This is a genomic window from Providencia rustigianii DSM 4541, from assembly GCF_000156395.1.
Classification (GTDB): domain Bacteria; phylum Pseudomonadota; class Gammaproteobacteria; order Enterobacterales; family Enterobacteriaceae; genus Providencia; species Providencia rustigianii.
Genome location: NZ_GG703818.1, coordinates 67359 through 92702 on the forward strand (window position 1 = coordinate 67359; position 25344 = coordinate 92702).

Consider the following 25344-nt stretch of genomic DNA (forward strand, 5'->3'; position numbering starts at 1 on the left):
ACGGACACTTATGAGAAAAACAGTATGTCTAAAATAAATAATGAAATGATCCAGCAGATCCTGCAACTGGTGGGTGGCGGTCGTAACATCAAACAGTGTGGTAACTGTATGACTCGTTTACGACTTACATTAAATGATGTTCAACATGTAGATAAAGCGGCGATTAAAAAAATTGCAGGTGTGCTGGGCGTCCTCGAAAGTGATGACCAACTGCAAATTGTTCTCGGACCGGGGAAAGCGCAAGCTGCCGCTGATTTAATGAAACAAATGCTAGAAAATGACGAAGCAAATGAGATTCAACCTAATGCACCACAGGATCTGAAGGATATCGCCTCCGCTAATAAACAACAGTTGAAAAAGAAACAAACCAGTGGCATTCACCGTTTTTTATCAAAATTCGCGACCATCTTTACACCACTAATCCCGGGTTTTATCGGAGCGGGTTTACTGATGGGGCTTGCATCACTGCTGGCACTATTATCCGCTAACCAAAACTTATTCCCCGCAGATTCCAGCCAGCTTGACTCACTGAAAAGTTTAATTGCTTATATGAGCGTGTTTGGTAAAGGATTATTTACCTTTATGGGATTATTAATCGGCTATAACGCCCAAAAAGCATTTGGAGGAAGTGGCGTTAATGGAGCGATTATCGCTGCACTATTTATTTTGGGTTACGATCCTGCTGCAACCAAAGGCTTTTATTCCGGAATGACGGATTTCTTTGGCTGGTACATTGATCCACGCGGAAATATTATCGGTATATTAATCGCCTGTATCTTTGGGGCGTGGGTTGAAAAGCAAGTACGTAAAGTCATCCCGGCTAGCCTAGATATTATTTTAACCTCAACTATCACACTGCTTATCGTGGGCGCCGCAACCTTTATCTTCATCATGCCAATAGGTGTCTGGTTATTTGATGGGATGTCATGGCTATTCATGCATTTAAATGGAAATCCTATTGGTACAGCTATATTAGCCGGTCTATTCTTAATCGCAGTGATGTTTGGGGTACACCAAGGATTTATTCCTGTGTACGTGGCATTGGTTGAAGCCCAAGGCTTTAACTCATTATTCCCAATTCTTGCCATGGCGGGAGCAGGCCAAGTTGGAGCGGCTTTGGCTCTGTATGTAAAAGCAAAAAAAGGATCTGTGACTCGTAGTCAGATTGGCGGAGCATTGTTCCCGGGCTTCTTAGGTATCGGTGAGCCACTGATTTATGGCGTTACATTACCTAGAGTAAAACCATTTGTAACCGCATGTCTCGGTGGTGCAGCCGGTGGGTTCTTTGTCGGTACCGTAGCTTGGATGGGATTACCCGTTGGTTTGAACACCGTTTTCGGTCCTTCCGGATTAATTGCTATTCCATTAATGACATCAGCCCAAGGCGTATTACCCGCAATGGCGGTATATGTAGGCGGAGTCTTGGTCGCTTATCTTTGCGGATTTATCTTTACATACCTGTTTGGTAGTAAAAATGTAGATTTGGATTAATAGATTTAATTTTTGAGTAAAAAGGCACTTTATCAGTGCCTTTTTCTTTTTTATTCGTTGAATGCTTATTCCAACCAAATTAGGGGGACACAAGCGGCTGTCAGTAAGCCCATTACGAGATTAAAAATAAACCATGCACGGCGGCTACGTAAGAATGAACCGATCAAAGAGCCGAATCCCATCCAAATTAAACCTGCTGTAAAATTCACAATCACAAAAGCAATGCTCATCACAATAATCGATTGTGAAAATAGCTCTCCCGGTAAGCTAAAGCTCCCTACAGCCCCTAATCCCATCATCCAAGCTTTTGGATTCAAGAACTGTAATAACCCCCCCTGAAACCAATTGATACTCTTTGGTGCTTTGCTATCTGTTTTTAAAGGTTCATAATTTGCCATGGTAGTTTTCCATGCCAACCATAATAAATAGAGGCTACCGATAGCTTTCAGTACAATATGAATTGCTGGATACAATAATAGTAATGCCGCAATGCCGAATGCAGACAGATAAAGAATAGACTGCATACCAAGCATTATTCCTAGTAATAATCCTATGCTACGACGAAATCCATAGTTAGCTGCACATGAGGTCAATAACATATTGTTAGGCCCTGGAGTGACGGCGGCAATGAATAAAAACGTAAATAGTGAAAAAATTAGCCCCAGAGTCATTTATAATTTAAACCTCAACCTAAATATGTTTACTTGCATCACAAAAAAATAACAGTATGTTATGTGACTCACAAGAGTCCCCAATAAATAAAATATAAGGCTATGTCAGATAATTTCCGTCCAATGAGCTGGGCTAAAAACCCACATCTCCAAACCTTACTGCCAAGGATATTTAGGCGTACCCCAAGAATAATCCCGACATGGCAAAGATTAGAATTACCCGACGGTGATTTTATTGATCTTGCTTGGAGTGAAAAACCTGAACACGCGAGCACCAAGCCGCGTTTAGTTATTTTTCATGGATTGGAAGGAAATTTTAAAAGCCCCTACGCTCACGGGATGCTAGAGAGTGCCCAAAAACAGGGTTGGCTCGGCGTGATCATGCATTTTAGAGGTTGCAGCGGTGAGCCTAATCGCCAAAAACGAATCTATCACTCTGGTGAAACCAGTGATGCAGGCTATTTTTTACATTGGCTGAAGCAGACATGGGGAGATGTACCAACCGCCGCAGTAGGCTATTCTCTTGGTGGTAATATGCTGGCATGCTATCTGGCAGAACAAGGTGAAAACGCAGATTTGGACGCGGGTGTCGTTGTCTCTGCACCTTTAATGCTAGAAGCCTGCTCCCTGAAAATGGAAACTGGGGTTTCCCAGTTGTACCAACGCTATCTCCTTAATGGCTTAAAACGTAATGCAAGCCGTAAATTAGTTCGCTATCCAGGATCACTTCCTCTGAATCTCTTGCAACTAAAGCAACTGAAACGAATTCGAGAATTTGATGATGTCATTACGGCTCGTATTCATGGGTTTGACGATGCGGCAGACTATTATCAAAAATGCAGTGCATTACCAAAACTGTCACATATCACCAAGCCTACGCTGATTATTCATGCCAAAGATGACCCTTTTATGGCCCCTGAAGTCGTTCCTGACCTCAGCCAATTGCCTCACAATATTGAGTACCAAATGACTGAACATGGAGGTCACGTTGGTTTTGTGGGGGGCAGTTTCCGTAAACCTCAAATGTGGTTAGAAACGCGTATCCCATTATGGCTAACGGCTTATTTAAATGAGAACAAATCATGATTATTCCGTGGAAAGACTTAGCACCTGAAACCCTCGAAAATCTGATTGAAAGCTATGTATTACGTGAAGGCACCGACTATGGTACTCATGAAAAAAGCTTACAAGACAAAGTGAATGATGTGAAACGGCAGTTAGTTTCTGGGGAAATTGTGCTAGTCTGGTCTGAGCTACATGAATCCGTAAATTTTATGCCTAATAACCAGTTTCGCCCGTAATCCCGCTTCATTCGCTGTTTATTGAAATAGTGGTCATGAGCGTAAAACAGGGAGTCCACTATGTCGAAGAAACACCCTATCATTGCCGTCACCGGATCGAGTGGCGCAGGAACGACCTCTACTAGCCAAGCTTTTCGTAAAATATTCCACCAGCTAAATATTCGCCCTGCAACCCTTGAAGGGGATAGTTTTCATCGTTATACCCGCCCAGAAATGGATATGGCAATCCGTAAAGCCCGTGAACAAGGTCGCCATATTAGTTATTTTGGTTCCGAAGCGAATGATTTTGCTCTGCTAGAACAAACGTTGATTGATTACGCTAAAACAGGTCAGGGGCAATCTCGAAAATATCTGCATACCTATGATGAAGCCGTACCTTATGGTCTCCAACCGGGAACCTTTACGCCTTGGGAGTCTCTGCCAGAAAAATCCGATGTATTATTTTATGAGGGTTTACATGGCGGTGTCGTGACACCTGAGCATGATGTTGCCAAACATGTAGATTTACTGGTCGGTGTTGTCCCGATTGTCAATTTAGAGTGGATTCAAAAAATGATCCGCGATACGACGGAAAGAGGACATTCCCGAGAAGCGGTGATGGATTCCGTAGTGCGCTCTATGGGTGATTATATTAACTATATTACTCCGCAATTTTCGCGCACACATATTAATTTCCAACGCGTTCCAACCGTCGATACGTCGAACCCATTCTCCGCTAAAGCTATCCCATCACAGGATGAAAGTTTCATTGTGATCCGCTTTAGAGGGTTAGAACAGATTGATTTTCCTTATTTGCTTTCGATGGTTAACGGTTCATTTATCTCGGCGATGAATACCATTGTGGTACCTGGGGGAAAATTAGGGCTCGCAATGGAGCTCATTATGATGCCATTAGTTGAAAAGCTAATTAAGCAGCGAAGTGAATAAAGCCATATCAAATTAAATGAATACTTACATAGATACTTACCTTCTTTGAAGATAAGTATCTAATAACATAAAAGTAATTAGATATTTTTAATTTCGAAGCTATGGGTTACTTTTACTGTTTTTTCTAACATAATCGCGACTGAGCAATATTTTTCAGCCGAAAGTTGTACGGCTCGCTCAACCACTTTTTCGGTTAATTCACGACCGACAACAATAAAGTGCAAATTGATGTGCGTGAAATAACGAGGGGCTTCATCACGGCGTTGGGATGTGAGTTTAACTTCACAGTCGGTAATATCGTAGCGACCTTTTTGTAAAATAGACACCACGTCTATCGCGCTACATCCACCTGCTGCCATCAAGACCATTTCCATTGGGCTAGGTGCTTTATCTCCAGCATTACCATCCATCATGATTTGATGCCCAGATGCTGATTCACCTAAGAAAGAGAGCCCTTCAACCCACTTTACGCGTGCTTCCATTTTTGTTCCCCTTGAAAAATGTCGTTATTAAAGGCTACATTGTTCCATATATCTGAATAATGTTATATCAGCATTATTAGGCTGAAGCGATACAGGGAAGACTTTCTGTATTGGATATGATACAAACAATGCTTAGTTGATAGGATTAAGATCAAAACTCAACGATTCAATTGATTATATTATACAATTGATATTAACTTGCTTTTGACCTATAACGAGCATTAATTATGGGTAACTAACGCAACTTAGTATGCCAAGCTAGAAATTTTAAAGTCAGCCTTTCACCTTAATTTTCTGAAGGGTTGCAATAACATACAGAGGATAACGCTAATGGTTCTCGGCAAGCCACAAACAGACCCTACTCTTGAATGGTTTTTGTCACACTGCCATATTCATAAGTATCCATCCAAGAGCACTCTAATCCATCAGGGTGAAAAAGCAGAAACCCTTTACTATATCGTTAAAGGTTCAGTGGCTGTTTTAATCAAAGATGAAGAAGGCAAAGAAATGATTCTCTCTTACTTAAATCAGGGAGACTTCATTGGTGAACTTGGGTTATTTGAAGAAGGGCAAGAACGTACTGCGTGGGTTCGAGCTAAAGTTGCTTGTGAAGTCGCTGAAATTTCTTATAAGAAATTCCGTCAGCTAATTCAGGTTAATCCAGATATTCTGATGCGCCTTTCTGCGCAGATGGCAAGCCGCTTACAAACTACATCAGAAAAAGTCGGTAACTTGGCATTCCTTGATGTGACTGGTCGTATCGCTCAAACCTTATTAAATTTAGCAAAACAACCTGATGCAATGACTCACCCAGACGGTATGCAGATCAAAATTACTCGTCAAGAAATTGGTCAAATCGTTGGGTGTTCACGCGAAACTGTAGGTCGTATTTTAAAAATGTTAGAAGATCAAAATTTGATCTCTGCACATGGTAAAACGATCGTCGTTTACGGTACTCGATAATTTTTATTTTGGTCCAGTAATATTTACTGGGCTTTATATAAACAGCTGTATATATCTCATATATGGCTGTTTTTCATTCCTAATATTGCCCATCATATACTTTCTGTTCAAAATAGCAGCGCTTTTTGATATTAGTCTAACAATCCTTATATATAAAATACTGAATAATTAGCCAGCAATCATTTAGGATTTTATTTATGAAACAGATTAATAATTTAACACCATCAAACTACATCTACCATGCCGGTACAACTAAGAGCGGTAATAACCAAACTTTTTTACAGCGTCAGGCATTCTTTGAACGCTTACAATCAGCGAATTCGACCCCAAAAAATTTCCAATTTTAGTAAAAGAATCAACTACTCAAGCTAAAGAAACTCGTGTACCTCATTTTATATCTTCACTCAAAATTGGAAGCTTAGTTCCTAATAATCAACCCACACAACACTCATTTACACCTAAAGCAAAAGTTATTTTTGGTACTCCGTTTAACAAAAATATTGATACGCATTTTATTGGTTTTAATAAGAGTTTTGCATTTTTTAAAAACTTATCTAATTAATTTTATTTATTCGCCACGTCTCAATCCTACAATCGATATGCCACCCCTTTAGCCTAACGCGTATTTGTTAGGCTTTTTTTTATCAATTAGCTAATTATTTAATGGAATCGATTTTTTATATCAATTCTATCTAAAACTCCTATAGCATTGAAATAGATAAATAATTAGGAGAAGCAATCATGATAGGCACAATCATAAATTCACCGAATGTTAGAAATAGTACCCCATCGACATTTCTACAATCTGAAAAAAAGTATCTATTTCTGAATAAGGTTATTGAAACAAATTCATCTCCAAAAATATTTCCTGTTATCGATTTTCATAATAGAACGAAGTCATTAAATGAAAATAAAAAATTCCAAAATATGTGGGATGAAGCGATTAAAACAACCAAGCTAAAACTGAGGGATTGTAATAAAGAAAATACTTATCAAAACTTACACCCGGTAATTAGAGAGACCAATATAAAAATTGAGGCTTTACAACGGTTGCTTGGGAAGAGTGATCATCTCTTCGAAAATACCTATGTTAAGAATGAAAAAAACGTAAAAAAAACCGCTAAAGATAATACCCCTCAAAAAATTACTGTACTCATTGATAGATGTAAAAATTTATTAGAAAAAACGACTAAAAATTCACAACATATCGCTACATTAGATGAGCGAGTGAGAGTAACATTAGATAAAGCAGATCTTGACCACACACTGCTCAATCTTAAAAACACAGAATTTCCTCCTACCGTATTTTATACAAAGCCTGAACTTAGTGACGCTGAAAAACTCAATATTATAATTAATTTTCAATTACCTAAAGAAATAAAAAGAATTAAAGGAAGTAAAATTCCACGACAAATAAAAAATACAAATCCAGTAGATAATCAATATTCTAATCATAAAACTCATGATAAAGACATGATGTTGAAAAATTCCAAATCCGATTTCAACACAATCAGAACAAAAAAAATTAACGGGAAAAAAATTGAGCTTTACACATCAGGGAAAACAATAAAATCAACGGAACATACCCAAAATCATCAAAATATAAAGATTGAACGCACACCCAGTAAAAGTACAAAATTACACAATGCATTTAAATCTGTCCAAGAACAAAACAACTCCAATACTCGATTACAAAAACACAGAATAAGAACGCCAGATAACATACGAGCTCAAGACTCATTCCTAATGAAAATTCATCAAGAAATGGAAAGAAATTCAAAGAAAATAGATAGCTTGAGAGAGGATATTAGCGTAAAAAAACAAAAAATGGATATGATAAAAGATAGAATTCTAGCCCGAAAATAATACTGACACTCAAAGAGGCTTTACCTCTTTGAGTGTTTATCTGATCACTTCGCTAATAATGTTTCAATCGCTGTCGCTAATTTTTCCATTCCACTGTTTATTTCTTCTTCAGAAATAATCAAAGATGGCGTAAAACGCAATACGTTGGAACCAGCGCTTAACATCATCAAGCCTTCATCCGCACTAGCTTGCAAAATATCTTTCGCACGGTTGAGCAATTTCCCATCTAATTCCGCACCAATTAATAGACCCATGCCTCTAATTTCAGCAAAAATTCCATATTTATCATTGAGCTTATTCAAATGAGAAACAAATAATTCGCGACGTTTTGCAACGCCATCTAACACTTCATCGGTATTGATGATATCAAATGCAGCATTTCCTACCGCACACGCTAATGGATTACCGCCATACGTCGTACCATGAGACCCAACTTCCATCGCTTGAGCAATCTCATTGGTCGTTATCATGGCACTGATAGGGAAGCCACCACCGAGTGCTTTTGCCGTCGTTAATACATCCGGCGCAATACCATAATGCATATAGGAGAATAGCTTGCCAGTGCGCCCCATACCACTTTGGACTTCATCAAATACCAGCAATGCTTTATTTTCATCACACAGTTGACGTAAACCTTGCATAAATTCTGGTGTTGCAGCCGTCACACCACCTTCCCCTTGCACAGGTTCTAATACCACAGCGCAGGTATTTTCATCAATGACAGCTTTGACCGCATCAAGATCATTAAAAGGAACATGGATAATATCGGCAGGTTTTGGACCAAAACCATCAGCATATTTGGCTTGACCACCCACAGAGACAGTAAAAAATGTACGTCCGTGAAAAGCCTGCTTAAATGCAATAATTTTGGTTTTATACGGGCTATGTTTGGTAATGGCGTAATGACGAGCAAGTTTAAAAGCCGCTTCGTTCGCTTCCGCGCCTGAGTTAACAAAGAAAACACGATCGGCAAACGTTGCATTGATCAGCTTCTGTGCCAGTGTGAGTGCTTCTTCATTGGTAAAAATATTGCTCACATGCCAAAGTTTTTCACTTTGCTTACGCACCGCTGCAACAAGACTTGGGTGACAATGACCCAATGCTAATACGGCAATACCACCAGCAAAATCAATGTATTCTTTGCCCTGTTGATCCCAAACACGGCTACCTTGACCTTTAACTGGAATAAACTCTGCTGGAGAATAAATAGGCAACATGACTTGGTCAAATGTCTGCCGATTTACCGCTTGATGTTGTGTCATACCCCTCACCTGCTCTTTACTTAATGCCTAAGTGAAAATATAAGCATCAAATATGAATAAAAAATCAAAAAAGAGCAATAGCAAAGGGGCAAATATGCATAATTAAATTGAAAGAGTGCTAAATCCAGAGATTAATACTTGAGAAAATTATTCAGTAGCTCATGCCCCTGCTCGCTCAAAATACTTTCTGGATGGAATTGGACGCCTTCAATAGGCAGGGTTTTATGGCGAATTCCCATAATCTCGTCAATATCACCATTATTTAGTGACCATGCAGAGACATCAAAGGAAGCAGGGAGAGTTTCCGCAGCAATCACTAACGAATGATAGCGGGTGACCGTCAGTGGCCGATTAAGCCCCTTAAATACCCCTTGGTGATTATGGTGAATTGAAGACGTTTTGCCGTGCATCACTTCACGGGCTTTCACCACTGACGCACCAAAAGCTTGTCCAATCGCTTGATGTCCCAAGCAAATACCTAGAATAGGTAACTTCCCAGCAAAATATTTTATCGCTTCAAGAGAAATTCCGGCTTCATCTGGTGTGCAAGGACCTGGTGAGATCACCAAGTGTGTAGGAGCCAGTTGTTCAATCTCTTCGAGGGTAATTTCGTCATTTCGTTTCACAACCACTTCCGCACCGAGTTCACAAAAGTATTGGTAGAGGTTGTAAGTAAATGAATCGTAATTATCAATAAGTAAAAGCATAGTAGCCTATCCGACTGATTTTTATCATTATAAATTATTTCTCATACATAATTTATGGAGGTTGGCAATCAGAACACCACCCAAAAACCATACATTTTTATGAGGGGCGGCTATCATAGCACAGCCTAGTCAGGAAAATAGCCTATTTAAATCAAGTAATCCCTTTTCATTTAGAAAAATCCATATAAAAATCATGGGATTATATTCACATTCTCATAACAACATTAATGCGTATAAAAAATTGTTTTAAATACAATAAAATAAGAATATTAGTAAGTTATATCGCGAATTGAGGATGAATACTGAGGAAAATACAGAAGAGAGAAATTAAACATAAGGTGGGCAATATTGAATAACTTACCCACCCGCTAACAAAAGTTAAGGTTTTTTAATCACTTCCGCAGAAATAATTGTAATAGGTTCTACAGGCACATTTTGATAAGGGCCTACGTTCTCCGTTTTCACCTTAGAGATCTTATCTGCAACATCCATTCCTTTTACCACTTTACCAAATACGGCATATCCAAAGTCGCGTTGGCCATGGTCTAAGAATGCATTATCTGCGACGTTAATAAAAAATTGACTGGTTGCGCTATCTTTATTTGCGCTGCGAGCCATTGAAATGGTTCCACGCAAATTACGTAATCCATTATCAGCTTCATTTTTAATTGGTGCGCGCGTTTGTTTTTGCTGTAGTTCTTTATTAAAACCGCCGCCTTGGATCATAAAGCCCGGAATAACACGATGAAATGTCGTGCCATTGTAATAACCTTCATTAACATATTGAACAAAGTTTTCGGTACTAACGGGTGCTTTTTTACTATTTAGCTCTAATTCAATATCACCAGCCGAAGTCACTAATTTAACGTAAGTTTCACCAGCCGCTAATGCGAGGGAGGTCGTGCTCATTGCACAGATAGCCAATAATGGCACAAAAATTCGTTTCAACATTCAAGGTCCCTTTTGTTAATACCAAATAACATATTAATGTTCCAATTCTAGAGCGAAGCGCAGTGGATTGCTAAAGATTTACCTTTATTTACGCCAAATCATTTCATTTCGCTAGAGATACCTAATTATAGTGTCATTTTGCTAAAAAATAGCTCCAATAATGTTGTTCTAAAATAGATATCACCTCAAATAGACGTAGTTTGTTGTTTGTCCGCTATTCAATCGCTATAATCCCCCCAGCCTTTTGAGGCTACTCAGGGAGAACCACCAATGGCAATTAAAAACCATAACTACCACATGACAAAATTTGTCATCAGTGCACCCGATATCCGTCATCTACCGAAAGATACTGGAATTGAGGTTGCTTTTGCTGGCCGTTCAAATGCCGGCAAATCAAGCGCACTAAATGCACTAACGCAGCAAAAGAGCTTAGCGCGTACAAGTAAAACACCAGGAAGAACCCAGCTCATCAACTTATTTGAAGTTGAAGAAGGCATCCGCCTAGTTGACCTTCCAGGCTACGGTTATGCCGAAGTTCCCGAAGAGATGAAGCGCAAATGGCAGCAAGCTCTCGGTGAATATCTGCAAAAAAGGGAATGTATCAAAGGATTAGTGGTATTGATGGATATTCGTCATCCACTGAAAGATCTTGATATGCAAATGGTCGAATGGTCTGTTGCAATGAGCATTCCAGTCCTCGTGCTGCTCACTAAGGCTGATAAGCTCGCTTCCGGTGCCAGAAAGAAACAGTTGATGGACGTTCGCCAAGCATTGGCTCCGCTAAACGGTGATATTGAAGTTGAATATTTCTCTGCGCCGAAAAAGATTGGTATCGATAAGCTACGTATCAAATTAGACAATTGGTACAGCACTGCCGCGGAATAACCTACCTATATCTTGTACGTCGATGTTGGCGTACAACGGCTCATTGTAATAAATTCACTAAAATTTAGGCAAAAAAAATGCTCCAGTCAAAAACTTTGACTGGAGCAGCTAATATTCAGCTAAATCCGATTACGTGAAGTAAAAGGTCTGAAAGATAGAACATCTTACCTCTGTACCCTACGCCTGATAATGTACTTTATTTTTCGCTCGAAAAAAAGACTTTTTGTAGTTTTTTTTCAAAGCTTACTACGATTCAGCTCGCATAATCGTCCGTTAAAATCATAAAAATGTACTTTTACTACATATTTATGAGATCTGCATCGCATAAATATATCCCCCAAAATCTAGCCGATATTTTTAAAATTCAGTGTATTAACCATGAATTATCTGCAATTTAAAGGGAACAAAACGCTGCCAAATTTTGCGTAAATACCACTAAAAAAATACGCCAAACATAAAAAACACCCCAAAAATTGTCGCCAACCTTTGGGATGCCTTAACATTATCTTTCTGCTTCGCTTAGCTCTTAATTTTTCGTTTTTGCTTCTAAAGCTGTTTACCTAATCAATATTCTAAATAGTTCATGTGTGGCAAGGCCGTGAACAAAGACAGCTTGGGGAGCATACACAAGTATGTGACCCAAGTGGCTATGTGAAACCAACACAGCCACAGCGTGAAATATGACGAGTATTGCGGATTAATGGGCTTCATCCCAGTTCATGCCAACACCAACTTCCACCTTTAGAGGAACATCCAACTTCATGCTCTGCTCCATCAACTCTTGCACTTTCGCCTGCACCTTCTCTAGTTCGGATTCTTTCACTTCAAACACCAATTCATCGTGCACTTGCATTAGCATGTCTGCTTCTGGTTTTTCTGTTTGTAGCCAGTGATCCACTGCAATCATCGCTTTTTTGATGATATCTGCCGCTGTCCCTTGCATTGGTGCGTTGATGGCTTCGCGTTCAGCCGCTTTACGACGCATACCGTTACTTGATTTGATATCTGCCAGATAGAGTCGTCGACCTTCTAAGGTCTCAACATACCCCTGTTCTGATGCCTGCAAACGGGTATTTTCCATATAACGCAGAACACCCGGGTAGCGTTCAAAATAGAGATCCATATAGCGCTGGGCTTCTCCACGCGGGATCCCCAATTGACGCGCTAAACCGAATGCGCTCATTCCGTAGATCAAACCAAAGTTAATCGCTTTTGCACTACGACGTTGGTCGCTGGTCACTTGGTCTAACGGTACGCCAAACACTTCTGCCGCTGTCGCTTTGTGGATATCTTTCCCTTCTGCAAAGGCGGTTAATAAGCCTTTATCTTGGGAAAGATGCGCCATAATACGCAGTTCAATCTGTGAATAGTCCGCTGCCATCACTTTGTAGCCCTTGCGAGCAATAAAGGCTTGGCGAATACGGCGACCTTCTTCCGTACGCACTGGAATATTTTGCAGATTAGGATCACGAGAAGATAAACGACCTGTTGCAGTGACCGCTTGGTGATACGAAGTATGCACACGCCCCGTTTTTGGGTTGATCATCAACGGTAACTTATCAGTATAAGTAGATTTCAGTTTGGCTAAACTACGATGTTCCAACAGTAACTTTGGTAATTCATGATTGAGAGCCAGCTCTTCAAGCACTTCTTCATTCGTTGAAGCTGCACCACTTGGTGTTTTCTTGATAACAGGCAATTGAAGCTTTTCAAACAAAATAGTTTGCAGCTGTTTCGGGGATGCCAGATTAAACTCTTCACCCGCTAGTTCAAACGCCTGTTTTTCCAGCTCAGCCAGACGCGCCGTAATGATCTTAGATTGTGCCGCCAACGTTGGTGCATCAATCAGGACGCCTTTACGTTCCATTCGCACCAATACTGGCACTAATGGCATTTCTATATTTTGGAATACGTGGGCTAATTTCGGTTCTTCTTCAAGCTGAGGGAATAGCGCTTGGTGCAGTAATAAAGTGACATCTGCGTCTTCAGCTGCGTAATTAGCCGCTTGCTCTAATGGAATTTGGTTGAATGTCAGCTGTTTTTTACCTTTGCCTGCGATTTCCTCAAAACTCACTGTTTTATGGTTGAGATGACGATCCGCTAGGCTATCCATATCATGACGTCCCATGCCCGCCACACTATTCAACACATAGGATTCCAACATGGTATCGAATGCAATGCCTTTCAGTTCAATACCGTAATTTTCCAGTACTTCTGCATCGTATTTAAGATTTTGTCCAATTTTGCCAATCTTTTCGTTCTCAAGAATTGGCTTCATCACAGCGATAACATCATCAAGTGATAGTTGAACAGGCGCATCCAGATAATCATGACCGATAGGTAAATAAGCGGCATGCCCCGCTTCAATCGCGAATGACATCCCCACCAAGCGAGCTTCTTGGGTATCTAAACTATCGGTTTCTGTATCAAACGCAAACAGAGAAGCTTCACTGAGCTTTTTCACCCACAGTGCTAACTCCGCTTTGTCTAAAATAGTTTGGTAGTTTTCGGCACTTAAAGTCGGTGCAGTCGGTTTAGATTTTGCGGCGGGCTTATTTTCTGGGGTGCGATAACTTTCAGCTGCTTTACTTGGTTTTGCGCCTTTAGCATCCATCCAACTGCCATTTTCAACATCAACTAACCAGCGTTTAAATTCATAGCGGCTAAAAAGCTGATGGAGTTTATCTGCATCAAGCTCAGACACTTTTAATTCTTCACACGGCTTTTCTAACTCAACATCCGTTTTAATTGTCGCCAATTGGTACGATAAGAACGCTAATTCGCGGTTTTCAGCCATTTTTGGTGCAAGGGTTTTTGAGCCTCTAAAGCCTAATGGGGCGATCGCTTCTAAATCATTATAAATAGCTTCTAAGCTACCAATCCCTTGTAATAACGCTAATGCAGTCTTTTCACCAACACCGGGTACACCGGGAATGTTGTCTGAAGAATCCCCCATAAGCGCCAAGAAATCGATAATCAAGCTAGGTGGAACCCCGTATTTTGCTTCAACTTCTTCAGGACCTAAAATGGTATTGGTCATGGTGTTGATCAGGGTGATATTTGGCTCAACGAGCTGTGCCATATCCTTATCCCCTGTACTGATCAACACAGGCATCCCTTTACTGCTCGCTTCGCGTGCCAGCGTTCCAATCACATCATCAGCTTCAACCCCAGGTACCACCAGCAGGGGTAATCCCATCGCTTCAACCATTTCATGTAACGGTGCAATTTGTGCACGTAGGTCGTCAGGCATTGGCGGACGGTGTGACTTATAACTTTCAAATAGCTCGTCGCGGAATGTTTTCCCTTTAGCATCAAAGACAACAGCGACATGGCTTGGGCTATATTGCATGATTAAACTACGCAGCATATTAAGCACACCATACATTGCACCGGTTGGTTCGCCAGCACTGTTAGTTAATGGAGGAAATGCATGATAAGCGCGGTAAAGGTAAGAAGAACCATCTACCAAAATAAGGGGATTTTCAGCAATTTGAGCCATAGTCTGTCATCATCTTGTTTATCGGGAATGAATGGGAGATAGGATGCCACAATGTGGCTTTAGATACACCTTGAGATTCAATTTCCTACTCATCTGCCACCTGTTACCCACCTGAACATCCTGTGGATAACTTTGTGGGTAATTTTAGGTTGTCTAACAGATTCAACAAGTAATAAAATTGCAATAAGAAAACTAGAAAATAAAATCAATAAGTTAGCGAATATGATATTGATTTATCGCAAAGAATGGGATCTGGTCAAATTGTGGATATTGATAACGGACAGTCAGTAAATAAAAAGATAGCGGCAAGGTGCCGCTATCTTAGGTCACTACTTTTTATTGACTAAAAAGTTCACAACTTTTGAGTATTCTTTAGCATAATCTTCTGGATTATCGACTGAAATACCGTTGTTACGAATTTGGTATTTTCCATCAACAAACAGAGCTGGAACACCACGCAGTTTTAAGTCTTGTGCTGCATTTTGTTGTTTCGCTACCAGCGATTTTACGACGAAGCTATTCAGTGCTGCATCATATTCTTCACCAGAAACACCAGCTTTGATAAAGGCATTACGGATATCCGCGGCACTATTGATTGATTGGTTTTTCTGGATACCTTCAAACAAGATTGGCGTCACTTTATCTTCAATTTTTAGCACCATTGCCACCGCCCATGCTTGGGTCAGATCAGCACCTAAAGGCCCTAAAAAATCAACGTGATAACGTGCTTGCGTTACACCTTCTGGTAAGTTTTTCTCTACCGTTTGTGGCACTTTATACACACTTTCAAACTGATAGCAGTGTGGGCAGTAGAAAGAGAAAAACTCCACAACCTGTGGCAAGTTTTGTACCGGTGGTTTTACATCTGTGTACTCTTTACCTTCCGTGTAATTTGCTGCCGCTGCACCAAAAGACATGGCGATACCCATTAAAGCCAACATGATTCTTTTCATAGACAACTTTCTCCAAAAACAAAGTCTTAAATATTAATATTGCGGGTTCAACTGCAAAGGGGCATCCTGCAACCGTTTGGTTTGCTCGGCAAACTCAATGTGTTGCTGTTGCCAAAAATCGGCTGTTTGTAGCCACGGAAATGCTTTAGGAAAAGCAGGATCTTGCCAGCGGCGAGTAATCCATCCCAAATAATGCACCATTCGCATTGCTCGTAGCGGTTCAATCAGCTTCAACTCACGTACATCAAAATCACAAAATTCGTTATACGATTCTAATAAAGTATCGAGCTGGATAATTTGCTCTTGGCGAGGACCATTCAGCAACATCCATAAATCCTGTATTGCAGGGCCATTGCGTGCATCATCAAAATCAACCAACCACGCTTCATCACGCCACAAAATATTACCGGGATGGCAATCCCCCTGTAGGCGAATGAATGACTGTTCTACTGGCCAATGGGATTTAACCTGCGCAATCAAACCATCTAATGAGCTTAAAAATTTTTCTTTATCACGCTCTTTGATTAATGGGCTTGCTGCCAGAATCTTTCTCGGCTGGTCGAGATACTCATCAACACCGATAGTCGGACGAAATGCAAAGTTTCTCTGCTTACCTATTTGGTGTACTCGCCCCAATAGATGGCCGACACCTTCAAGCTGAAATAGGTTGTCTGTTTCATATTGGCGCCCACCAATGCTAGGAAAGACTGCAAACATAAATCCACCAAACTCAAGTACCGTTTGCCCAGCAAACTCTAATGGCGCAGCAACGGTTAAACCTTCCTCTTTCAACTCAAGAGTAAAGTCATGCTCTTCTTGGATTTGGGAACGGTTCCAACGTTCAGGACGATAAAACTTCACCACATAGCGTTGGCGATTCTCATCCTGAAACTGATAAACCCGATTTTCGTAACTATTTAACTCTGTTAAGCCTGACTCTGGATAGATCCCCGCTTCCATCAGGGCATCGAGGATCATATCAGGAGAGATCCCACCAAAATGGAAACTCGATTGTTCAATTGCATCCATGTTTATTTAGTCTTTTATAATGCCACGCGCGCGTAAAAGTGCGGTTTTAAAATCATCTTCATAATCTTTTTGAATTCCCGGGATCACCGCATTACTATCGGCGTCACGCATTTTCAGATGATAAATTAATACGTCATCAGTCAGTTCAGATAAACTGCCGGTAAAACCCGCCTCATCAGCCAGTTTCTGCAATAATTGCACTAAATTTAAATCTGAGTTGTCCTTCCATACTGGATGCAGAAGCTCAATAACTTCATTTAAGCGATGGCATTTCATGTTTATTCCTTATCACGAATATTCGATACAAGTTACCAATAATCATACAAGAGAAAAAGAGAACTGTTGTCAATCTAAGTAAAGTTTAACTATCTCTTGTATTAATATTCATTGATTTTATAGGAAAATAGAATAAATTTTAGCAATTACTATACTTAATAAATTTTTTAAGTTCGTTGAAACATTTTCGCTAAGATTTTCAGAGATATTGAACATGCCATTTCGTCAGTTAATCACAGGTGTGATCCTCGCAGGAGGCAAAGGTACGCGAATGGGCGGGCAGGATAAAGGGCTGGTTCCTTTACTCGGTAAGCCGCTATATCAATATATTGCCGAACGACTGCAACCTCAAGTTGGGCAATTAATGATTAATGCCAATCGCAACCAAGCACGTTATCGCCAAAGCCAATTACCGGTTTTTAGCGATCTTACTGAAGATTTTTCGGGTCCATTAGCGGGAATGCAAGCCGCATTACATCAGGCAAAAACTGAGTGGCTGCTATTTGTACCGTGTGACGTCCCCGAGTTTCCCCGTAATTTAGCGGAAAAAATGTTTCACGAAAAAGGGGAGCATCTTGCTTGCTATGCCTGTGATAGTGAACGGGAGCACCCAACCTTTGCCCTAATCCATCGCTCACTACAAAAACCGCTGGATAATTACCTCGCTCGCGGGGATCGCAAATTAATGCTATTTATGCGAGAAGTGCATGCAAAGAGCATTATGTTTACCTCTGAAACCGAAACATTTGCCAATTTAAATACACCGGAAGATAGCCGAAACTGGGAGCTGCAACAAAAATAACTATGAACCAGAATACCTTACCTCTCCTCGGGATCACCGCCTATAGCGGAACGGGAAAAACCACCTTATTAAAAAAAGTGATTCCGTTACTGAGACAGCGCAATGTACGTGTAGGTTTGATTAAACATACCCATCACGACATGGAAGTGGATAAGCCGGGTAAAGACAGCTTCGAACTGCGTAAAGCCGGTGCCGACCAAACCTTAGTTGCCAGTAATCAGCGTTGGGCGCTCATGACTGAAACCCCTGAATGCGATGAAATGGATCTCAATTACCTTGCCAGCCGGTTCGATCCAACATCATTGGATCTGATCTTGGTAGAAGGATTTAAAAGCGAACCGATCGACAAAATCGCTCTGTTTAGATCGGAAGTAGGTAAACCGCTTAATGGTTTAATTGATGAATTTGTGGTCGCAGTGGCCAGTAATGAAATCATCGATACTAACGTGCCACAACTGGATATAAATAACCCAGAGCAAATTGCCGACTATATCGTTTCTTGGTGGCAAAAAAGCCAATAACGCATCCGCAACTCATAAAAACGCCTAACCCTAGGCGTTTTTATCTATCCTCTCATTTTAGTGCTTTCGCGCACTTTTAATTCCGGAGCCAACCTCACCATATTGGGGCTATCCTCTGACTTCATCCAAATCCCCTCAAGCAAGGCTAATACGTGCTGAGCAATACCGTTCACTGGCTGTGCTAATGTGGTTAGTTGATAACCTTGCCATGCCGCCATCGGGATATCATCACACCCCACCACATTCAATTGTTGGGGAATAGACAAATTTAGTTTTTGACGACAACAATCCATCAGCCCCATGGCAAGTGAATCTGAAGCGCAAAATATGCCGTCTAACAGCATTAACGGTTCTCTTTGCTGCCAAGCCGTGTCAAATCCAGCTTGATAACTATAACTACCCGCCTGTAGGTAAATTGACTCCGTCACGCCTGCCGCCATCAAACACCGTTTAAATCCTTGATAACGCTCGTTGGATGCTTGTCCATCCTGCCTCCCAGCAAGAAATCCAAACTTTCTCAATCCTAAGCTCAGCAAATGCTCCGCCGCCATTTCTCCCACTAACATATTATCCGTTTGTACTGAGGGAATAATCCCTGTGGTGTCTGAACGACCTAACGTGATGAGCGGTAAAGACAATTTCAAACACTGCTGAAAATGGTCAGCGGGCAGAGAACCAACGACTGCAACGACACCATCAATTTGATACCCCGATAGCCGTAAGATTGCCTCATCGAGGTCATCCTCCAGCTTCACATTCAGCAGCATCGGCTGTTTTCCATGGCTCTGTAACGTTCGCGATAAAACCTCAAACAGATAGGATTCATACGGGTTCGATAAATCACTCACTAAGATCGCCACAATATTGGAGCGTTTTTTTTGAGTAGGCATACTCAATGTTCGAGCAAAAAAATTGGGTTGATAACCGAGTTGCTTGGCTGCCTCGAGGATTTTTTTCTGCTTCTGAGGATGGATACTCGCCCCATCCGTGAAGGCGCGAGATACCGAGGAACGAGAGACACCCGCAGCTTCGGCAACATCCTCAGCGGTTATTTTTTTACTGGGCATCATGGAGTATTTCTCCCTGCTCAGCCAATTGAATAAAATCATAAGGCACAATATGCTGGCTCAATTTTTCACGATAGCGCGGCTCAATGTGATACAGCCGCCATTGGCTATTGGGTTTTGGTGTCTGGCACTGAAACCGCTGTTGTATGGAGTGCCACGAGCCATGGCTAGGGTGAGAATTTAAGGTTTCACATTCCAAAAATACCCAATCACTTTGCAATGCAAGCTGTTCACCCTGTAGGGATATTTCACCATCACCGGAATAAAATAATCGATGTCCTGAGCCGCTAGTGAGATGCAAACTTAAATTGCTGACTGAATGTTGTGTTGGCGACGTAGTGGCTTTCCAAGAGCCAATCGATTGAATCTCTTCACTATATTTTCTAATAATCTCAAACCCTAATTGAGGTTTTGGCCAGTGAGCAAAATGCAATAACGGCGCCAAGATTTCCCACTGAGCCTGTTGAGCGATGATAGTCAGTGGGCGTTTACGCCGATAACTATCCATCCAATTTAATAATGAGGTCAAGCCAAGGCAGTGGTCAGGATGGCAATGCGTGATATAAATCGCATCCAACTCATCCGCTTGATGCATTTTGAACATTTTCTGGGGTACTGTTGGACCACAATCCACCAACAATTTAAAACCGGACTCTTCCACTAAAATGCTGGCGTTAGTTCGTTCGCAATCATACGCATCGCCAGCTCCTACCACGGTTACCTGAAAATTAGGCAGCATCTGCATTCCTTGTATTAGTCAGTTCAATCCGTTGTTCCTGCTGATCAAATAAATGCAAAATTGAGCGCGACAAGCTGATGGGTAAAGCATCACCAACATCATAAATATGGTTGCTTTCCACTAAAAAAGGCGAGCCGCCCGGAAATGAACCATAGTACAGGCGAGAATGCCCCAAAGGTTCCACCACCGAAATTGGCATTAATACATCGGGACATTCGCTATCCACAACGACTTGATTTGGACGCACACCGATAACCGCAGTTTCTTCTGAAAAGATCTTGGTGATTTTTAATTCGCGTAAGGTTTGTGGATCGATAAAATTCATCACCGGAGAGCCAATAAATGACGCCACAAATTTATTAGCAGGCTGGTTATACAATGTTTCAGGGGTGCCAATTTGTTCAATACGACCTTGGTTCAGAACCACAATACGGTCTGCCAGCGTCATAGCTTCTACTTGGTCATGGGTGACGTAAATCATGGTCGCTTTCAAGGCCTGATGTAGTTTTTTCAAGTAGATACGCATTTCGCCTCTTAGCTTAGCATCGAGGTTAGACAGCGGTTCATCAAACAAAAATAACTCGGGATCACGTACAATGGCACGACCAATCGCCACACGCTGACGTTGTCCCCCCGAAAGTTCAGAAGGTAAGCGGTTAAGTAAATGCGTTAACTGTAAGTGTTCAGCGGTCGCTCGTACTTTTTGAGTGATATCCTCTTTACCGATCCCCGCCATTTTAAGTGGGAACCCCATATTTTTTTCCACACTCATATGGGGATATAGCGCATAGGATTGGAATACCATCGCCACTTTTCTCAAAGAAGGATGAACATCATTTAAACGCTGGCCATTAAGTCGTAACTCACCGTCGGTAATTGATTCTAGCCCAGCAATCATCCGTAATAATGTGGATTTCCCACAGCCCGAAGGTCCCACAAATACCACAAACTCCCCCGCCTCAATGGATAAATCAACCTGAGGGATCACCCGCTGTCCTGTGTAGCTTTTACCTAACTTAATCAATTCGAGTTTTTTCATGATAAATGCCTATTATTTCAATCCCATCGAAAAGCCACGTAATAAGTAGCGCTGCATGTAACCCGCCAACGCCAACATGGGTAATGACGAGACAATGCCAATTGCCATCATTTCTCCCCATGCAGTGCCGTCTTCGGTCATAAAGTTGGAGATAAATAATGGAATGGTGAATTTGTCCGGTGTGTGGATAAATAGCAGCGAGAATAAAAATTCATTCCAGCCGAGGATCATGGAAAAAATGGCGGTTGCCACTAAACCCGGGGCGCACAGTGGAAATACGATATAGCCTAATCGACGCAATAGATTTGCCCCATCCATCGCTCCCGCTTCCTCAATCTCGAGGGGAATATCACGAATAAAACCCAGCAACATCCAAATACAAAATGGCAAGGTATACACCTGATAAGACAAAATAAGTCCGATGCGAGTATTCAGTAGCCCAACTTGGTTCATTAACGAATACAGAGGGATAGCAATGACAATCGGCGGCATCATTTTGATAATCAGCACCCCGAGTAAAAACACGTTATCCAGTTTGGCGGGAAAGCGATATCGAACAAGCGCGTAGGCGCAAAAGAACGCCAATAGGATAGAGACCGCAGTAGCACCGGTAGAAATGAGCACGGTATTACCGACTAAACGCAGTAAATCGCCTTCAAAAAGTTTTTCAAACGCAGATAAACTCAGTTCCCTAGGCAATAAATTAACTCCGGACTGCAAAATATCTCCAGGCGATTTAAAGGCCGTGCCAAACATCCAGATAATGGGTAGCGCCATCATCAATACCGCCAACCAAACAACAACAGTGTGTAATCTTGCTTTCATGGTCAGCTCCCTTTCATCACGTTGCGGGCATAAATCAGCGTCATTAGTAATGAAATAGCTAGCATCACTAATGCAGCTGCACTTGCCATACCCAAATCAAAGAAACGGAAGCCGTATTTATACACAAACATGGATAAGGTTTCGGTGGAGTTGCCCGGCCCACCCCCCGTCATCACATACACTTTGTCGAAAAGCTTGAATGTGTCGATTGAGCGTAATAAAAATGCCAGCATCAGTTGTTTTTTAATCAGTGGCAATGTGATGTAAATAAAGGATTTCCAGCCTCTCGCACCATCCACCATAGCAGCTTCACCAATATCTTTAGGAATCGACTGCAACCCGGCCAAAATGATCAGAAATGCCATTGGCGTCCATTGCCAGGTATCCACCAATGCGATGGCATACAGCGCTAAATCTGGATTAAACAACCACTCTTGAGGAGGTAACCCCATGCTGACCAATACGCTATTTAAGAAACCAAAATCGTAGTTATACCAAGAGCGCCAAATTGAAGAGCACACCAGCGTAGAAAGCATCATCGGATAGATAATGATGGGTAATGCAAATTTGCGCCCATAAAACTGGCGGTTAAACAGCAATGCGAGCCACAATCCAAGTAAGACTTGGGCGATGGACGCAACCAACGTAAAAATAAAGGTATTTTTTATTGCGGCTAAAAAGAAGAAATCATCGAATAATTCAGAAAAATTCGTCCAGCCAATAAAATGGTAACTATCATCGATATAGTCCATTTGTCCAAAGGCGTTATACAGCACGGATACTATGGGATACAGGGTCAACAGTCCCAACATAATCAGCGCGGGTAACAGTAGCCAAAATAACTGCTTACGGTTTTCAAATAACATACTCAGCATCCATAAAGGCGCTAAAAGCTAGCGCCATTGAAGCAATTTTATTTTTTGGTGGTGCGCTCAATACGTTTCTGGGCTTGTTGCAAAGCTTGCTCTGAAGTCATTTGCCCCATCATTGCCATTTGAAGAAAATCTCCTAAGATACTTTCGACTTCTGCCCAGTTTTGGATACGCGGGCGTGCTTTGCCTGCTTGTAATGCGGCAGCTTGCTGTGGATACCAACGATATTTGCTTACCACTTGCGGATCAGCGTAAACACTTTGGCGAGTCGGTGGTGTCCCAAAATTCAGCGCTAACGCTTTTTGCATTGCGGCACTACTTGCAAAAGCTAAGAATTGTTCGGCTTCCGCTTTATTTTTTGCATCAGCAGGGATAGCCAGTTGCCAAATTCCGAGCATTGGCGACGGTTGCCCTGTTTGTGCTGGTGGCGCCATCATTTCCATTTTACCAACCACATTAGACACCTTGGCATTATCGAGATCGGGAACCCACGCTGGCCACACTTCAATGGCCATCGCCGCAGTGCCTTTTTGCAATGCATCGCGCACTTCATCAGCGTTATACACATCCACGCCTTTCGGCGCATATTGCTTCATTGCTAAGAAAGTCTCTAAAGCCTGTTTAGCTTGCGGCGTATTTAATGTTGGTTTGCCATTACTATCGACAACGTCGCCACCATATCCCCACAAAATTGGCAAAAATCCCGTCACGATTGGGTTGCCTTTAACGCCACGATAAACCACTCCATTGACCTTACCATCCTGACTAATGGTTTTTGCCGAGCTCAGAACTTCCGTCCATGTTTGTGGCTGTTTTAATTGGTATTGGTCAAACAAATCTTTGTTCCACGCAAACATCGCAACATTTCCCACCATGGGTAACGCATAAGTCGCTCCGCTACCATCAGGGTTACGTCCAATATCTAGAGTAGATTGAATAAAATCCTTATCTTCTAGCGAGTTAGGTAATGGAGATAACCACTTATTAGCGAGAAACTCAGGCGCCCAAGTATCATCCATTAAAACCACATCATAATTACCTGTTTTCTCTCGCATAGAGAGCACAATGCTTTCATACAGCCCTTTACTTGGGCGTTTCACTAATGTGATTTCCGTCTTTGGATTAATTTTTTTATATTCGTCCACCACAAACTGCATGGCATCACCGTAGCCACTATCTCGTCCTGCAATCACTAACTCGGCGGCACTGGCTCCAAAGGTGGATGCGATAAGAGCCGATGCCAATAATGTGCGCTTAACCATTTGCTTCTCCTAGTGTTTTTCTATCTTGTTATACGAGCTTTTGTTGGATGATATTTTTTGCACGCGCGTTCAAATTGCTATGGCAGGCTACGGCTGAAAGATGACAGTAAGATGAATGTACGGTGAAGATTTCGTGGAGTGCATATAAGAAGATTGGCATTAAAAAGCGGGTTTCTTTAGTATGGTGAGCTATTCACTGCATAACGTCCTAACTGAGAATTCCATGACCCGTACCCAGCGTTTATTGACACTATTACAAATCTTAAAAGAAAAACGCTATCCGGTGACGGCTGATTCTCTCGCCACCCAATTAAGTGTTAGCGTTCGCTCTATTTATCGCGATATCGAGTCATTACGGGATCAAGGTGCAGAGATCACTGGGGAAGCTGGCATTGGCTATCAATTAAAAAGTGGATTATTACTGCCTCCACTAATGTTCGATGAAAATGAGTTGGAAGCACTAATTTTGGGCTTACGCTGGGTACAAAGTAATGCAGATGAGGAACTGAAAAACTCCGCAATACGCGCGATTAATAAAATTAACTCAGTGGTGGCTAAAGAATCTCAAGCGATCCTCAACCGCAATACGCTGTTTGCCCCAACTACACATTTTGAAAGTATTAACAATGAGATAGCCAAAGATTTACGCTTTAGCCTGCGAGAAGAACGCAAGGCAAAAATGGATTATTCAGATATCAAAGGAAAAGCCAGTTCACGGGTCATTTGGCCTATTGCCATCGGCTATATGAAAGAGACCCAAGTGCTGGCGGCATGGTGTGAATTACGTCGAAGTTATCGTCATTTTCGCCTCGATAGAATTCAATCTTATACAGTTTTAAGTGATGCCCTGCCGTACCCAAAAAGCTATTTACTCGCCCGTTGGAAACAAGAAATTCTCTGTGACACTCCTGACAATTTCTGACACAGCTCTCCCTTATAGTAGGTTTTCTA

General features: G+C 41.6%; 27 protein-coding genes. 11 read left to right on the top strand and 16 right to left on the bottom strand.

Annotation, left to right across the window (positions count from 1 at the left end; translation table 11 throughout):
- Positions 1-24 precede the first annotated feature (24 nt).
- Complete coding sequence (murP, locus tag PROVRUST_RS05400) at positions 25-1491, top strand: PTS N-acetylmuramic acid transporter subunit IIBC (RefSeq protein WP_006813713.1); 1467 nt, start codon at positions 25-27, stop codon at positions 1489-1491.
- Positions 1492-1556: 65 nt separating this feature from the next.
- On the opposite strand, the gene PROVRUST_RS05405 is transcribed toward murP, so the two are convergent.
- Positions 1557-2162 carry a LysE family translocator gene (locus PROVRUST_RS05405; protein ID WP_006813714.1) on the bottom strand — a complete coding sequence of 202 codons (606 nt, stop codon included), beginning with the start codon at positions 2160-2162 and terminating at the stop codon, positions 1557-1559.
- A gap of 102 nt (positions 2163-2264) precedes the next feature.
- On the opposite strand from PROVRUST_RS05405, the gene PROVRUST_RS05410 reads away from it, so the two are divergent.
- The 3 genes from PROVRUST_RS05410 to PROVRUST_RS05420 are packed head-to-tail and all read left to right on the top strand — an operon-like array spanning position 2265 to position 4390.
- Positions 2265-3248, top strand: a complete 984-nt coding sequence (locus tag PROVRUST_RS05410; protein ID WP_039854527.1) for a hydrolase — start codon at positions 2265-2267, stop codon at positions 3246-3248.
- Positions 3245-3463, top strand: coding sequence for a YheU family protein (locus PROVRUST_RS05415; protein WP_006659547.1), 219 nt, complete (start codon positions 3245-3247; stop codon positions 3461-3463). Before PROVRUST_RS05410 ends, PROVRUST_RS05415 begins: the two co-directional genes overlap by 4 nt.
- 60 nt (positions 3464-3523) lie before the next feature.
- Positions 3524-4390 carry a phosphoribulokinase gene (locus PROVRUST_RS05420; RefSeq protein WP_006813716.1) on the top strand — a complete coding sequence of 289 codons (867 nt, stop codon included), beginning with the start codon at positions 3524-3526 and terminating at the stop codon, positions 4388-4390.
- A gap of 77 nt (positions 4391-4467) precedes the next feature.
- Here the strand turns inward: PROVRUST_RS05420 and PROVRUST_RS05425 are convergent, their stop codons facing one another.
- Positions 4468-4872 carry an OsmC family protein gene (locus PROVRUST_RS05425; RefSeq protein ID WP_006813717.1) on the bottom strand — a complete coding sequence of 135 codons (405 nt, stop codon included), beginning with the start codon at positions 4870-4872 and terminating at the stop codon, positions 4468-4470.
- A gap of 330 nt (positions 4873-5202) precedes the next feature.
- Here PROVRUST_RS05425 and crp point away from each other — a divergent pair, with 330 nt between their 5' ends.
- From crp to PROVRUST_RS05435, 3 genes are all read left to right on the top strand, one after another.
- A complete protein-coding gene (crp, locus tag PROVRUST_RS05430; RefSeq protein WP_006813718.1) occupies positions 5203-5835 on the top strand; it encodes a cAMP-activated global transcriptional regulator CRP in 633 nt (210 codons plus the stop codon).
- Between the two features lie 197 nt (positions 5836-6032).
- Complete coding sequence (locus PROVRUST_RS19725; protein ID WP_006813719.1) at positions 6033-6182, top strand: hypothetical protein; 150 nt, start codon at positions 6033-6035, stop codon at positions 6180-6182.
- Between the two features lie 394 nt (positions 6183-6576).
- The gene (locus tag PROVRUST_RS05435; RefSeq protein ID WP_006813720.1) at positions 6577-7701 is read left to right on the top strand and encodes a hypothetical protein; all 1125 of its coding nucleotides are present in this window, start codon (positions 6577-6579) and stop codon (positions 7699-7701) included.
- Positions 7702-7745: 44 nt separating this feature from the next.
- On the opposite strand, the gene argD is transcribed toward PROVRUST_RS05435, so the two are convergent.
- From argD to ppiA, 3 genes are all read right to left on the bottom strand, one after another.
- On the bottom strand, positions 7746-8963 hold the full coding sequence (gene argD, locus PROVRUST_RS05440; RefSeq protein WP_006813721.1) for a bifunctional acetylornithine/succinyldiaminopimelate transaminase: 1218 nt from the start codon (positions 8961-8963) through the stop codon (positions 7746-7748).
- A gap of 131 nt (positions 8964-9094) precedes the next feature.
- Positions 9095-9670, bottom strand: a complete 576-nt coding sequence (locus tag PROVRUST_RS05445) for an aminodeoxychorismate synthase component II (protein WP_006813722.1) — start codon at positions 9668-9670, stop codon at positions 9095-9097.
- Between the two features lie 378 nt (positions 9671-10048).
- A complete protein-coding gene (gene ppiA, locus PROVRUST_RS05450; protein WP_006813723.1) occupies positions 10049-10621 on the bottom strand; it encodes a peptidylprolyl isomerase A in 573 nt (190 codons plus the stop codon).
- Positions 10622-10891: 270 nt separating this feature from the next.
- Between ppiA and yihA the strand changes: the two genes are divergently transcribed.
- Entirely contained in the window at positions 10892-11506 is a 615-nt protein-coding gene (gene yihA / locus PROVRUST_RS05455) for a ribosome biogenesis GTP-binding protein YihA/YsxC (protein ID WP_006813724.1), read from the top strand.
- A 115-nt stretch (positions 11507-11621) separates the two neighbouring features.
- Here the strand turns inward: yihA and spfP are convergent, their stop codons facing one another.
- From spfP to PROVRUST_RS05475, 5 genes are all read right to left on the bottom strand, one after another.
- On the bottom strand, positions 11622-11669 hold the full coding sequence (spfP, locus tag PROVRUST_RS20780) for a small protein SpfP (RefSeq protein ID WP_438361642.1): 48 nt from the start codon (positions 11667-11669) through the stop codon (positions 11622-11624).
- A gap of 534 nt (positions 11670-12203) precedes the next feature.
- Positions 12204-15008 (bottom strand): DNA polymerase I, encoded by a 2805-nt coding sequence (polA, locus tag PROVRUST_RS05460; protein WP_006813726.1) that lies wholly within the window; start codon positions 15006-15008, stop codon positions 12204-12206.
- A 329-nt stretch (positions 15009-15337) separates the two neighbouring features.
- Complete coding sequence (dsbA, locus tag PROVRUST_RS05465) at positions 15338-15961, bottom strand: thiol:disulfide interchange protein DsbA (RefSeq protein ID WP_006813728.1); 624 nt, start codon at positions 15959-15961, stop codon at positions 15338-15340.
- Between the two features lie 33 nt (positions 15962-15994).
- On the bottom strand, positions 15995-16990 hold the full coding sequence (locus tag PROVRUST_RS05470) for a serine/threonine protein kinase (RefSeq protein ID WP_006813729.1): 996 nt from the start codon (positions 16988-16990) through the stop codon (positions 15995-15997).
- A 6-nt stretch (positions 16991-16996) separates the two neighbouring features.
- A complete protein-coding gene (locus PROVRUST_RS05475) occupies positions 16997-17266 on the bottom strand; it encodes a YihD family protein (protein WP_006813730.1) in 270 nt (89 codons plus the stop codon).
- Between the two features lie 214 nt (positions 17267-17480).
- Here PROVRUST_RS05475 and mobA point away from each other — a divergent pair, with 214 nt between their 5' ends.
- The gene (gene mobA, locus PROVRUST_RS05480) at positions 17481-18068 is read left to right on the top strand and encodes a molybdenum cofactor guanylyltransferase MobA (RefSeq protein WP_006813731.1); all 588 of its coding nucleotides are present in this window, start codon (positions 17481-17483) and stop codon (positions 18066-18068) included.
- Between the two features lie 2 nt (positions 18069-18070).
- Positions 18071-18589, top strand: coding sequence for a molybdopterin-guanine dinucleotide biosynthesis protein MobB (gene mobB / locus PROVRUST_RS05485; protein WP_006813732.1), 519 nt, complete (start codon positions 18071-18073; stop codon positions 18587-18589).
- Positions 18590-18633: 44 nt separating this feature from the next.
- Here mobB and PROVRUST_RS05490 read toward each other — a convergent pair whose 3' ends face one another.
- From PROVRUST_RS05490 to PROVRUST_RS05515, 6 genes are read right to left on the bottom strand one after another with little or no spacing between them, the layout of a single operon-like run.
- On the bottom strand, positions 18634-19659 hold the full coding sequence (locus PROVRUST_RS05490) for a LacI family DNA-binding transcriptional regulator (protein WP_006813733.1): 1026 nt from the start codon (positions 19657-19659) through the stop codon (positions 18634-18636).
- The gene (locus PROVRUST_RS05495) at positions 19646-20395 is read right to left on the bottom strand and encodes a ribonuclease Z (RefSeq protein WP_039854536.1); all 750 of its coding nucleotides are present in this window, start codon (positions 20393-20395) and stop codon (positions 19646-19648) included. The genes PROVRUST_RS05490 and PROVRUST_RS05495 overlap by 14 nt, the downstream gene beginning before the upstream one ends.
- Positions 20385-21434, bottom strand: coding sequence for an ABC transporter ATP-binding protein (locus tag PROVRUST_RS05500; RefSeq protein ID WP_006813735.1), 1050 nt, complete (start codon positions 21432-21434; stop codon positions 20385-20387). Before PROVRUST_RS05500 ends, PROVRUST_RS05495 begins: the two co-directional genes overlap by 11 nt.
- A 12-nt stretch (positions 21435-21446) precedes the next feature.
- Positions 21447-22259, bottom strand: coding sequence for a carbohydrate ABC transporter permease (locus tag PROVRUST_RS05505; protein WP_006813736.1), 813 nt, complete (start codon positions 22257-22259; stop codon positions 21447-21449).
- A 2-nt stretch (positions 22260-22261) separates the two neighbouring features.
- Entirely contained in the window at positions 22262-23125 is an 864-nt protein-coding gene (locus tag PROVRUST_RS05510) for a carbohydrate ABC transporter permease (RefSeq protein ID WP_039854539.1), read from the bottom strand.
- A gap of 47 nt (positions 23126-23172) precedes the next feature.
- A complete protein-coding gene (locus PROVRUST_RS05515; RefSeq protein WP_006813738.1) occupies positions 23173-24393 on the bottom strand; it encodes an ABC transporter substrate-binding protein in 1221 nt (406 codons plus the stop codon).
- A 223-nt stretch (positions 24394-24616) separates the two neighbouring features.
- Between PROVRUST_RS05515 and PROVRUST_RS05520 the strand changes: the two genes are divergently transcribed.
- Positions 24617-25315 (top strand): helix-turn-helix transcriptional regulator, encoded by a 699-nt coding sequence (locus PROVRUST_RS05520; RefSeq protein ID WP_006813739.1) that lies wholly within the window; start codon positions 24617-24619, stop codon positions 25313-25315.
- The last annotated feature ends 29 nt before the right edge of the window (positions 25316-25344 follow it).

Bases quoted from the DNA above. Each gene is read 5' to 3' on its own strand.
- crp (WP_006813718.1), top strand. From the start codon at position 5,203: ATGGTTCTCGGCAAGCCACAAACAGACCCTACTCTTGAATGGTTTTTG.
- PROVRUST_RS05420 (WP_006813716.1), top strand. From the start codon at position 3,524: ATGTCGAAGAAACACCCTATCATTGCCGTCACCGGATCGAGTGGCGCA.
- PROVRUST_RS19725 (WP_006813719.1), top strand. From the start codon at position 6,033: ATGAAACAGATTAATAATTTAACACCATCAAACTACATCTACCATGCC.
- yihA (WP_006813724.1), top strand. From the start codon at position 10,892: ATGGCAATTAAAAACCATAACTACCACATGACAAAATTTGTCATCAGT.
- mobA (WP_006813731.1), top strand. From the start codon at position 17,481: ATGCCATTTCGTCAGTTAATCACAGGTGTGATCCTCGCAGGAGGCAAA.
- PROVRUST_RS05510 (WP_039854539.1), bottom strand. From the start codon at position 23,125: ATGTTATTTGAAAACCGTAAGCAGTTATTTTGGCTACTGTTACCCGCG.
- PROVRUST_RS05495 (WP_039854536.1), bottom strand. From the start codon at position 20,395: ATGCTGCCTAATTTTCAGGTAACCGTGGTAGGAGCTGGCGATGCGTAT.
- dsbA (WP_006813728.1), bottom strand. From the start codon at position 15,961: ATGAAAAGAATCATGTTGGCTTTAATGGGTATCGCCATGTCTTTTGGT.
- murP (WP_006813713.1), top strand. From the start codon at position 25: ATGTCTAAAATAAATAATGAAATGATCCAGCAGATCCTGCAACTGGTG.
- PROVRUST_RS05470 (WP_006813729.1), bottom strand. From the start codon at position 16,990: ATGGATGCAATTGAACAATCGAGTTTCCATTTTGGTGGGATCTCTCCT.
- PROVRUST_RS05490 (WP_006813733.1), bottom strand. From the start codon at position 19,659: ATGATGCCCAGTAAAAAAATAACCGCTGAGGATGTTGCCGAAGCTGCG.
- PROVRUST_RS05435 (WP_006813720.1), top strand. From the start codon at position 6,577: ATGATAGGCACAATCATAAATTCACCGAATGTTAGAAATAGTACCCCA.
- PROVRUST_RS05415 (WP_006659547.1), top strand. From the start codon at position 3,245: ATGATTATTCCGTGGAAAGACTTAGCACCTGAAACCCTCGAAAATCTG.
- PROVRUST_RS05520 (WP_006813739.1), top strand. From the start codon at position 24,617: ATGACCCGTACCCAGCGTTTATTGACACTATTACAAATCTTAAAAGAA.
- argD (WP_006813721.1), bottom strand. From the start codon at position 8,963: ATGACACAACATCAAGCGGTAAATCGGCAGACATTTGACCAAGTCATG.
- PROVRUST_RS05500 (WP_006813735.1), bottom strand. From the start codon at position 21,434: ATGAAAAAACTCGAATTGATTAAGTTAGGTAAAAGCTACACAGGACAG.
- PROVRUST_RS05425 (WP_006813717.1), bottom strand. From the start codon at position 4,872: ATGGAAGCACGCGTAAAGTGGGTTGAAGGGCTCTCTTTCTTAGGTGAA.
- PROVRUST_RS05445 (WP_006813722.1), bottom strand. From the start codon at position 9,670: ATGCTTTTACTTATTGATAATTACGATTCATTTACTTACAACCTCTAC.
- ppiA (WP_006813723.1), bottom strand. From the start codon at position 10,621: ATGTTGAAACGAATTTTTGTGCCATTATTGGCTATCTGTGCAATGAGC.
- PROVRUST_RS05515 (WP_006813738.1), bottom strand. From the start codon at position 24,393: ATGGTTAAGCGCACATTATTGGCATCGGCTCTTATCGCATCCACCTTT.
- PROVRUST_RS05475 (WP_006813730.1), bottom strand. From the start codon at position 17,266: ATGAAATGCCATCGCTTAAATGAAGTTATTGAGCTTCTGCATCCAGTA.
- PROVRUST_RS05505 (WP_006813736.1), bottom strand. From the start codon at position 22,259: ATGAAAGCAAGATTACACACTGTTGTTGTTTGGTTGGCGGTATTGATG.
- PROVRUST_RS05405 (WP_006813714.1), bottom strand. From the start codon at position 2,162: ATGACTCTGGGGCTAATTTTTTCACTATTTACGTTTTTATTCATTGCC.
- PROVRUST_RS05410 (WP_039854527.1), top strand. From the start codon at position 2,265: ATGTCAGATAATTTCCGTCCAATGAGCTGGGCTAAAAACCCACATCTC.
- mobB (WP_006813732.1), top strand. From the start codon at position 18,071: ATGAACCAGAATACCTTACCTCTCCTCGGGATCACCGCCTATAGCGGA.
- polA (WP_006813726.1), bottom strand. From the start codon at position 15,008: ATGGCTCAAATTGCTGAAAATCCCCTTATTTTGGTAGATGGTTCTTCT.